Below are 2,033 nucleotides of genomic sequence, written 5' to 3' on the forward strand. Positions count from 1 at the left end.
ATATCCTGCTGATCAATTAAAATACGACCCTCTTCCACATCAAAAAACCGTAGAATCAAATTAATAAATGTTGTTTTTCCGCTCCCGGAATAACCTACTAAACCAACGCGTTGCCGAGGCCGAATGACTACCGATTTTTTTCAAAAATTTGATTACCTTGGTGATAATGAAAACTCACATTGTCAAACTCAATTTTTCCTTGCTTTACTAGCAATTGTTTTGCATCTGGTTCATCAACAATTTCGATAGGTGTGACAATCAATGACAAAGCCTGTTGGGCTACACCGATTTCACGGAATAAATCAGCCAAAGCATGGCACAAATACCACACCTGCGTCATGATCGAAAAAAGAATTAAAAATAAACACCAGGTCACCCGTGGTTATCAAATTGCGTTGCCAGAAAGATAAAAGCAAATACATCATAAGTACTAACATGATTGTTACTGGTATATCTAAAAACAAACGAAAGAGATTCATGTAAATGATAAGCTTCTTATTACTTTGTACCTCTTCTTTCTGACTTTTATTGACGTAAGCTAATTCATCACGACTGCGTGCAAAAAGTTTTACCGCGCTAATATTACTAAGGGTATCAACAATTTTTCCGCTTAATTTGCTTTTATCTTCTGCGTTTTCTTCCGCATAGCGATTAATGTTGCGGGCAAAATAAAAGCTAATAATACCTTGCAAAATAATCCAGGATAATAGCAAAACCGTAAACCATTTATTAATTGTGGCCATCAATATTAAAGCCACAATAGTTGCGCTGATTGTAGCTATACCATTCCAACTGATAATCATGCGAATGGCTTCAAGAGCCCTGGGAAGATCATTCACTTTATTAGCGAGGCTGCCAGCCATTTGATTAGAGAAATAATGATAAGAATGGCGGGATAAATAATCCAAAACAGACATCCGAACCTGAGCTTGGAATCTTGGAATGACATAGCCCTGCCACCAGTTTTGCAAGCGAATGATAATAATTAAACCAGCCCAAGCCCCTCCCCCTAACCATAAAGCTGGTGCTACAGCAACAATAATATGAGTGCGCTCACCCTGCTGATTACTAATAGCATCAATAATCATCTTTAAAGAATAAGGGATAATATTGGTTTCTAAAACTAACGATAAGGGAGCTAAAAAAAGATAGCGAACGCAATGGGTTGTTTTTTAATAAAATACCAAAAAAAGGGGTTAACTTTTTAGGCAACACTTCATTCTCGGCTAAAGTGTAATTTATTTTCTCTTGCATGACAGGCAATTCGTTTTACTTTACCCTTTGTAATTTAAACAATAATCGAAAAACCTAATAACAAACCATGCTGAACAGGAATATTAGACAAATGCCAACTTTCCATAGACGAATTAGCACGAATTTTTGGAGTAGTACCAAAAACACCTTGGTACAGTAAATTTAAACTGGTCACCTCGGTAATCGGATAACCAAAACCGGCTTGCACTTCTCCAGCCAACTCTGATTTATTCTCAATCAAATAACTGGCAATTTGCCAATGCCGGTAAGCAATTCCCCCTTTCACTTGCGCAAAAAGAAGGCTTTCAGTCACTGGACTACTATTGGCAGTAATTAACAAATCCAGCATCGGTTTTACTGTTGTACGAACCACTCCACCTAAAACATCAAGAGTACCAGGAGGGATACCCAAGCGCATACTTCTACCATTTTGGACACCGAGTTCTATACCGAAACTGCTTTGTGTTGTTGCTAATAATTCTGCTGCAACCGCCATTCGCGCAATGACTGAATGCCCATCATTGTGATACATATTTTGATACTCGGTATAGCCTGTACTGGCAGTAACAGACCAGCGATTATCCTCGATTCCTACGTCTTCTAATACCAAAACTGGTGGCAGCATCCCACGAGCATTGAGCGACAAAAAACAGCAAACTATGGTTGCCGATAAAGTTCTTATTATTTTTCTTTTCATTCGTTGCACAAAACTAAACTCACAAAAAGACTATGATCCCACTTTATACGGTATTTAGGAAGATTTTCCACTGAAGAAATAA

At 37.9% G+C, this 2,033-nt stretch carries 4 protein-coding genes; all 4 read right to left on the reverse strand.

The window, feature by feature from the left end; all coding sequences use genetic code 11:
• A partial coding sequence (locus BN58_RS34360) for an ATP-binding cassette domain-containing protein (RefSeq protein ID WP_232220599.1) occupies positions 1–125 on the reverse strand: 125 nt, incomplete at its 3' end.
• Between the two features lie 2 nt (positions 126–127).
• Entirely contained in the window at positions 128–322 is a 195-nt protein-coding gene (locus tag BN58_RS34365; protein ID WP_019217190.1) for a hypothetical protein, read from the reverse strand.
• Positions 303–1,088, reverse strand: a complete 786-nt coding sequence (locus BN58_RS34370; RefSeq protein ID WP_019217191.1) for an ABC transporter transmembrane domain-containing protein — start codon at positions 1,086–1,088, stop codon at positions 303–305. Before BN58_RS34370 ends, BN58_RS34365 begins: the two co-directional genes overlap by 20 nt.
• Positions 1,089–1,288: 200 nt before the next feature.
• Positions 1,289–1,879 (reverse strand): hypothetical protein, encoded by a 591-nt coding sequence (locus BN58_RS12930; protein WP_156812516.1) that lies wholly within the window; start codon positions 1,877–1,879, stop codon positions 1,289–1,291.
• Positions 1,880–2,033: the final 154 nt, after the last annotated feature.

The sequence above is a fragment of the Legionella tunisiensis genome (genome assembly GCF_000308315.1).
Taxonomy (GTDB): domain Bacteria; phylum Pseudomonadota; class Gammaproteobacteria; order Legionellales; family Legionellaceae; genus Tatlockia; species Tatlockia tunisiensis.

Bases quoted from the DNA above. Each gene is read 5' to 3' on its own strand.
- BN58_RS34370 (WP_019217191.1), bottom strand. From the start codon at position 1,088: ATGATTATTGATGCTATTAGTAATCAGCAGGGTGAGCGCACTCATATT.
- BN58_RS12930 (WP_156812516.1), bottom strand. From the start codon at position 1,879: ATGCTGCCACCAGTTTTGGTATTAGAAGACGTAGGAATCGAGGATAAT.